We start from the raw sequence: 8275 nt of genomic DNA, 5'->3' as shown, positions 1-8275 counted from the left end.
TTTTTTCTTTGTCAGTAAGGGTGTCAACAAGGAATATTACAAATTGTTAACCGAGTCTTGAAAGCCTTGTGCTACAAAGGTTTGAAATGTTAAGAAAGATGTGACTAAAGGACAGCCTTATCAAGGGGGGCAGGGGGGATCAGAGGCAAAATCTATCTTCAATTTAATTATAACTACTTACTTAATCGCGAAAATAACTGACAATCGATCGAGTCTGAGCATCTCCCCCATGTCAGGGTGCTATAGCTGACAGTGAGTCGCTATAATAGAATTCGCCGATCGCTAACTTCTCCCTCGGTAAAATTTCTATGACTGGAAGACTGAACAAGCTACAACAAGATTTAAAGAACATAGAAACGGAAGTGGCAAATTTAGCCGAAAGAATGCGAGAAAAATACCGAATTTATCTTGATTTACTCGGTGAATCTCTCTATAAACAGGCGATCGGGGCAGTGTATTATATCTGTACCCGTTACTATGGGGGGGAATTTCTGTCCCTTTCCCACAGCAATCGTCAGAAACTACAAGAGGAGATCAAAACTCTAGGACAAGAGGCTAAAGCCAGTTTACAGCAATTGGGCGAGCAGGGCTTCGAGCGAGGGGCATTTTCAGGGGTAGGATTCTCTAAAAGTCCAGCAGAGACAGTTAACACCCCCGATTTCTTGAAACTTTTTCTAGACAAACGGGAAAATCTAGCCGCAACTGGAGAGATTAATAACCCCGATATTTTACTTTATTGTTGTCGAGTGCTGGAAAAAAACTGTATCGAGATTCTCAATCATCTCTCTAAACAAATTAATCAGCAACTACAAAAAGCCTATATTCTTCCCCCTCATCTACCCAGTCAAATTATCGATATGGCAATTCAAGCGGGAGAAGAAGGACAGTCTCTAGGTGGAGGAAATAATATGTTAAACATTCTAGTGGAAGCTAAAACCCCTGAACCAGAGGAAGAAAAAGATGAAGATGAAGATGAAGATGAAGATGATGGGGATGGGGATGATCATGATTTTTCAAGTGGCAAAGTCACTAAAGTAACGGCGATTCATCTACGAATGGCTGAACTTGAATTTGCCGATGCGCGTTTAAGTGTCGAAAGAAATCAAATTCGCTCCCTTTGGGAACAATTAAATCGTCTAGGGGAACAATATCATCGTATTCGCAAAGAATATACTATCGCTCAAGCGGAAGCGGCATGGCGCAGTAGTTGGTACGATTAATCAGTTATGATCAAACAGGGGTATCAGGGAAGCATAATACTGGGAAATTTGGAGTCAAGAGACAATTATGAAAGGGGAAATACCCGACTGGGTGAGATTACAAAAAGCCTTATCTGTAGAAGCGGAAAAAGGTTATCCAGATCTTCAGGGAAATCAATACCGTTTTAGCGAGTTTTTGTGTCTTAGTTTCGGGGATAATCCTCCCGTGGGAATTGCCACCAGTGAGAGAAATCGCTGGCGAGAATTAGCCCAAAAATTTGCCCAATATTCCCAATTTAATCCCAGACAAAGACAACAATTAGTCACCGAAACTCGCAATTTTTTGCAGCAATTACGGCAAACTTTAGAAGCAACCCCCACCGCAAAAGAACCAGCTGCGGCGAAAATTATTAATACCACTCCCATCACAGCAAAGGCTATTTCTCCACGGCAAGTTACCCTCGAACAACCCTTGAAATATCTAGCGGAAGTGGGAGAGAGAAAAGCCAGTCTTTTAGAAAGATTAAACCTCCACAAAGTTGAAGATTTATTATATTATTATCCCCGGGATCATGTGGATTACAGTCGTCAAGTCAATATCGCTAATTTAACCGAGGGGGAAACGGTAACTTTAGTGGGGAATGTCAAGCGCTGTAATTGTTTTACTAGCCCCAAAAATACCAAGTTAGCTATCTTTGAATTGCTCTTACAGGATGGCACTGGACAGATAAAATTAAACCGTTTTTATGCGGGAACTCGCTATACTAATCGTGCTTGGCAAGAAGGACAAAAAAAACTCTATCCCGTCGGTTCGGTGGTGGCGGTTAGTGGTTTAGTCAAAGCGGGAAAATATGGGGTAACTTTAGAAAATCCTGAATTTGAATTATTAGACAGTTCTGGGGCAAGTATTGAGTCCTTAAAAATCGGGCGTATTCTGCCGGTTTATCCCCTCAGCGATGGAGTACCCGCCGACCTAATTAGAAAGGCTGTAGTCGCCGCTTTTGGGGCAGTAGAGGCGATAAAAGATCCCTTGCCTTTCGGTCTAAGAAAACAATACGGATTAATCGATTTAAAAACAGCAATTACTAACATTCATTTTCCCAATAATTCCGATATTCTCAGTCAAGCGCGACGGCGATTAGTCTTTGATGAATTCTTCTTTTTACAATTGGGTTTTCTGCGGCGGCGGCAACAGTATCGTCAGACACAGAAAAGTGCTATTTTTAGTGCTAAGGGTCAACTAATTGATCAATTTAATCAGATAATTCCCTTTCAATTAACCAATGCTCAAAAACGAGTTATTGAGGAAATTTTAGAGGATTTAGATTCTAGCACCCCGATGAATCGTCTTGTGCAGGGGGATGTGGGTTCTGGCAAAACAATTGTCGGAGTTTATGCCATTTTAGCAGCCCTACAATCTGGTTATCAAGCAGCATTAATGGCTCCCACGGAAGTTTTAGCAGAACAACATTATCGTAAGTTAGTTAGCTGGTTTAATCTCTTACATTTACCCGTAGAATTATTAACTGGTTCCACAAAAACCGCTAAACGGCGAGAAATTCACGCCCAATTAGAGACAGGAGAATTACCACTTTTAGTGGGAACTCATGCCCTAATTCAAGATGCAGTTAATTTCCGCAAATTAGGTTTAGTTGTTATTGATGAACAGCATCGCTTTGGGGTACAACAAAGGGCAAGATTATTAAGCAAAGGAGAGTCTCCCCACGTTTTAACCATGACAGCAACACCGATTCCCCGTACTTTAGCTTTAACCCTCCATGGGGATTTGGATGTGAGTCAAATTGACGAATTACCCCCCGGCAGGCAACCGATTCAAACCACTGCTTTAAATGGAAATCAAAGAAGGGCTGCCTATGATTTAATTCGGCGTGAAATTGCCCAAGGCAGACAAGCTTATGTGATTTTTCCCTTGATTGAAGAATCGGAAAAATTAGATGTTAGGGCTGCGGTGGAAGAATATCAAAATTTATCAGAAAAGATTTTTCCCAATTTTAATATCGGTTTACTCCATGGTCGCATGAGTTCCGCCGAAAAAGAGGAAATCTTAACAGCTTTTCGCGATAATATTCTGCAAATTATTGTCTCAACTACGGTTATCGAAGTGGGGGTGGATGTTCCCAATGCCACGGTGATGTTAATTGAAAATGCCGAACGTTTTGGCCTTTCACAATTGCATCAATTACGGGGGCGCGTGGGCAGAGGTTCCCATCAATCCTATTGTTTACTTTTAAGTGGCACTAATAGTGCTAATTCCCGTCAAAGATTAACGGTTTTGGAACAATCCCAAGACGGCTTTTTTATCTCGGAAATGGATATGCGATTTCGCGGTCCGGGGGAAGTTTTAGGACAACGACAATCGGGTTTACCAGATTTTGCCCTCGCTAGTTTAGTCGAGGATCAAGAGGTGTTAGTTTTGGCAAGAGATGCCGCCGAAAAAATTATGTTAGATGATCCCCATTTAATCACTTTGCCCAATTTGAAACAAGCCTTAGAAGCTAAATATCAACGGATGTTGGGAGCCGATATTTTAACTTGATTTAGATGTTCAGTGATCAGTAAACAGTAATACTAAATCCAGTTATTAAAAACTGATTATTTATTCTCCGTTTTGCATAGCCCATACTCAACGGATTTACTATTACTTCCGATTTTATCACTCAATCCAAGCTTTTGGGGGGTTCTACCCCCCAAACCCCCCGTTGGGGGCGTGGCGCGGTCACTGAGCGTGTCGAAGTGCCGCCCCCAAACCCCCCGCGCATTAGTTTTTCGGTGGGATGCTTACACGCGGCTGCTGACACATCTGTAATAATTTAGGAGTCACTGATAATTGCTGATTGTCGGTATTTCTACAAATGTGAGATGCACCCAATCAGTAATCAGTAAACAGTAATCAATAATCAGCGAAAAGACAGCAGCAAACTGGCATTTGATGAGGCTCACTTAATACATACTGCTCACTCAAAACTTAAAACTCAAATCTGATAACTGATAACTGATAACTGATAACTGACGACTGATAACTGATTCAATTAACCAAATTTAATCATTTCTCGCCCTGCCATCACGGGTAATTCCCCTTTTAAAATCGGAATCAATGTCTCGCGAATTCTGTCCGCATCGGGGGGACAACCCGGCATAAAAATGTCGATGGGAATGACTTGATGGACGGGCAGCACTTGATCTAATAATTCGGGAACGATACCGGGTTCTTCTGGTAGTTGAGGGGTGTTATCTCCTAACTCTAAATAAGCCCTTTTTAGCACGGGTTCGGCAGTTCCTAACATATTCCGCATAGCGGGAACGTTAGCAGTTACGGCGCAATCACCAAAAGAAACGACGGTTTTGGTATTTTGACGGACTAGATGAATTAGTTCTAAATTATCCTGATTAGCGATCGCTCCTTCCACTAAACAGACATCGACATTTTCTGGATAGGTTTTCAGATCGCAGCCGACGGGACTATATACCACGTCAACTTTTTCGGCTAATTCTAACAGCCATTCATCCAAATCGAGGAAGGACATATGGCATCCCGAACAACCGGCTAACCAGACAGTAGCAAAGCGAATTTTAGACATAATTTTAATTCCTTGATTGGTATTTTTTGGCTGAGTTGCAATTTGATCAAAAGGATCAAACGCAAATAAATTCTCTTTTAAGCTATTTTTGCCTCCAGGATAAACTCTTGCATTTTTTCCTCAAAGAAAGGGGCTAAATCTAGATTTTTCCAGTCTTTAAGTAGCTCAAAAATAATCGCCTCCGATGCAAAATTTCCCGTATAGGAAATAAAAGAAAAAGGACGTTTGCCGAAATTGAGCAAACAGCTTAAAATCGTGCAATGGTCTTTTACTCCAAAACCAAGAGAACAGGTTTGATCTCGATCTTTTACTCGCCAATTATCAGCATTCTTGGCATAAATATCTAGGGCAACTAAAGCACAATCCACCTCTCTAGAATATTTAATTAAGAGCGAATACAAAACCCTAGGCTCTTGACTAATATCAGACAAAATTTCAATTATCCGACAAGGAATACTAGAAAATTGCGCCGTCAAATTGGAGAGAGACTGACACATTTCTAGGGCTTGCAGAAATTGCGATTCGGGTGATGTGGTCATAATTATCTTGTTTGCTGAATTGAATCGGACCAAGTATATTGTTTTTGTGCCAGTAAATGCGCTTGTTGCTGCGAAAAACCTCGATTAATCACTAAGTCAGATTCGTAGATTTCATGATTGAGAAACATCCGATCAAGATTATTCCCTTGAGCGCCAGCGAGTCTTCGCCAAGCTGCTACCATTAAACCTTCGGGAAAAAATTGATATCGAGACACTCCCGATCCAAAAGCGTAATCCTTGGCGCGTCGGATATCGATTTCCGAGATTTCGTATTGGGCAGCAATCCCTAGGATATCTTGATTATTACCCATAATCTGATCATAGTCCTCCCTTACCTTGGCGGTTAATTTTTGCTCGTAGATATCTAAATGCGCCCATCGATCACTATCGCCCTCCATCGATTACTTTAACGCGTCCATTGGTGTTCAGTCCTGGCGTTAACTAAAAATTCCAACTTTGATCGATCTTCCTCTTTTTCGGAAACGGCGGAACCCTTGCGGAATATGGCTCCCGTTGGACAAGCGGCAACACATTTGCCGCAGGAAGTACAGGCAGAAACGCTGCCCCAAGGCTGATCCATTCCCGCGATAATTTTATCTTTTTCGCCGCGATAAGCCAGATCCCAAACGTGCGCCCCTTCAATTTCATCACAGACTCGTACACAACGGGTACAGAGAACACAACGATTATGATCGATACCGAAAAGAGGATGGGAAATATCTACTTCTCGCTTGGGAAAACGGTAGGGAAAACGACTATGATCCATACCCACTTCGATGGCTAAATCTTGCAATTCACAGTTACCATTAGCCACACAAACCGCACAAACGTGATTACCTTCAGCGAATAATAATTCCACTGTCATGCGGCGATATTCTTTCAGTTTTGGGGTATCGGTATGAACCACCATTCCTTCCGCCACTTCCGTTACACAGGCAGGTAATAATTTATTAATACCTTCAATTTCTACCAAACATAAGCGACAGGCAGCCACTTCGGAAACCCCATCGAGATGACAGAGGGCGGGAATTTTTATTCCTACCTGACTAGCGGCTGCGAGAACTCGCGAACCTGCTTCGATCGCTACATCTTTGCCATCAATGCTTAAAGTGATTACGGACATAAAAATTATTCTCCTTGAGGATAATATCCCTCTCCTTCCCATAGGCCACAATTTGTGGCCGAGGGTGGGATTTTTACAGAAAGTTTTAACCTAGACAAGCGGCTAAGTCTTTTGCGGGGGTGGTAATCGGCTGCAGATGATAGGTATCGGAGAGGAATTTGAGGACGTTAGGGGAGATAAATGCCGGTAAAGTTGGTCCCAGACGGATATTTTGCATACCTAGATGCAGCAGGGTGAGCAGTACAGCGATCGCTTTTTGTTCGTACCAAGAGATAATTAGGGAGAGGGGAATCTCGTTGACGCTAACGTTAAAAGCGTTGGCTAATCCTAGGGCGATTTTGATGGCACTATAGGCATCGTTACATTGTCCCACGTCCATCAGCCGGGGTAATCCTTCGATAGTACCTAATTGTTTGTCGAAAAAGCGGAATTTTCCACAGGCAAGGGTTAAAACGATGCAATCTTCGGGGACTTGTTCCACAAATTCGGTGTAGTAATTGCGATCGGGTTTTGCCCCATCGCAGCCGCCAACTAGGAAGAAGTGACGGATTTTACCCTGTTTAAGGGCATTAACCAGCGTATCAGCGACACTGAGAACGGTATTGTGGGCAAATCCCACCATTACCTGCCGAGGTTCGCTTATTTCAGTAAATCCGGGCAATGATTGCGCTTTAGCAATCACGGGACTAAAATCGATCGCACCGTCCACTGTTTCTAAGCGGTTAATATGGGCATAACCCACAGGTCCGAGGGTAAAGAGTTTACTTTCATAGTTTTCGTGGGGGGGCATGAGACAATTAGTAGTTAAAACTATTGCCCCCGGAAACTTAGCAAATTCTTTAGTTTGATTTTGCCAGGCGGTGCCATAATGACCGTAGAGATGGGGATATTTTTCTTTGAGTTTTGGATAACCGTGGGCGGGTAATAATTCTCCGTGGGTATAGACTGTTATCCCAGTATTGGCAGTTTGTGCCAGTAAAGCCGCTAATTGTTTAATATCATGGCCGGAGACTAAAATGGCTTTACCTAGACGCGGATTTAAGGGAACATTTGTCGGTATGGGATGACCGTAGGTTTCGGTATGACCTTGATCTAATAATTCCATGGCCCGCAGGTTTGCTGCCCCAACTTTTAGACAGATTGCCACCCAATCATTCAGGTTTAAATCTCCCCGGTCAATCGCCGCTAAAGTCTCTTGGATAACCTGATAAACTGAGTCATCCTCTTGACCTAATTCCTGAGCGTGGAAAGTATAGGAAGCAAGACCTTTAACTCCGTAGATAGCGGTTAACTTTAGGGAAAAAATATCGAGGTCTTGTACTTTTTCAATTAGTTCTAAGGATACTTCTTGACCTTGGCTGACTAGACTCTCATTAAAATTAGGCTGATAGTTAGCAAGTGCAGACCAGTCCAGCGATCCCAATTGTGCTTTTAAATTTTCCCGAATCTCTAAACAACGCTGAATATAATCGGTAAAACGTCTTTGATCGAAGTTCACATTGGTCATGGTGGCGAAAAGCGACTCGCAGGTAAAAATATCGGCTTCGCGAGTAGATATCGCCGCTTCTTTGGCTTTTAAAACCACCGATGCTAATCCCCGCATACAATAAACTAATAAGTCTTGAACGGCGTTGACTTCGGGACTTTTTCCACAGGCCCCCCACTGATGACAACCATTACCACTAGCGGTTTGTTCGCATTGTTCACAAAACATAAGTTTTCTCTCTTTTTTCAGTGGATTGACAGATTGTTGCGATTTTTTTCTACTAAATTTAATTCTGCTTTTTTGAAAGTTAGTTATCGGCCCTCACCCAG

At 42.5% G+C, this 8275-nt stretch carries 7 protein-coding genes; 2 read left to right on the top strand and 5 right to left on the bottom strand.

The genetic code is table 11. The features are described from left to right. Nucleotides 1-308 precede the first annotated feature (308 nt). Together IM462_RS09750 and recG are read left to right on the top strand one after the other, a co-directional pair. Entirely contained in the window at nucleotides 309-1220 is a 912-nt protein-coding gene (locus tag IM462_RS09750) for a hypothetical protein (RefSeq protein ID WP_287701576.1), read from the top strand. A 67-nt stretch (nucleotides 1221-1287) separates the two neighbouring features. Continuing rightward, nucleotides 1288-3756, top strand: coding sequence for an ATP-dependent DNA helicase RecG (gene recG, locus IM462_RS09745; protein WP_287701574.1), 2469 nt, complete (start codon nucleotides 1288-1290; stop codon nucleotides 3754-3756). 493 nt (nucleotides 3757-4249) lie between these two features. On the opposite strand, the gene IM462_RS09740 is transcribed toward recG, so the two are convergent. From IM462_RS09740 to hcp, 5 genes are all read right to left on the bottom strand, one after another. Beyond that, entirely contained in the window at nucleotides 4250-4798 is a 549-nt protein-coding gene (locus IM462_RS09740; RefSeq protein ID WP_002801999.1) for an NADH-quinone oxidoreductase subunit B family protein, read from the bottom strand. 77 nt (nucleotides 4799-4875) lie between these two features. Further along, nucleotides 4876-5337, bottom strand: a complete 462-nt coding sequence (locus IM462_RS09735) for a hypothetical protein (protein WP_287703027.1) — start codon at nucleotides 5335-5337, stop codon at nucleotides 4876-4878. Nucleotides 5338-5339: 2 nt separating this feature from the next. Next, a complete protein-coding gene (locus tag IM462_RS09730) occupies nucleotides 5340-5735 on the bottom strand; it encodes a hypothetical protein (RefSeq protein ID WP_287703029.1) in 396 nt (131 codons plus the stop codon). 8 nt (nucleotides 5736-5743) lie between these two features. Next, nucleotides 5744-6460, bottom strand: a complete 717-nt coding sequence (gene hoxU, locus IM462_RS09725) for a bidirectional hydrogenase complex protein HoxU (protein WP_002752680.1) — start codon at nucleotides 6458-6460, stop codon at nucleotides 5744-5746. Nucleotides 6461-6545: 85 nt separating this feature from the next. Then, on the bottom strand, nucleotides 6546-8174 hold the full coding sequence (hcp, locus tag IM462_RS09720; RefSeq protein WP_287703031.1) for a hydroxylamine reductase: 1629 nt from the start codon (nucleotides 8172-8174) through the stop codon (nucleotides 6546-6548). Between the last annotated feature and the right edge of the window lie 101 nt (nucleotides 8175-8275).

Source organism: Microcystis sp. M144S2, from assembly GCF_020246065.1.
Lineage (GTDB): Bacteria > Cyanobacteriota > Cyanobacteriia > Cyanobacteriales > Microcystaceae > Microcystis > Microcystis ichthyoblabe_A.
The sequence above is the reverse complement of the archived record's forward strand: the minus strand, read 5'-3'. Positions and strand labels throughout refer to the sequence as shown.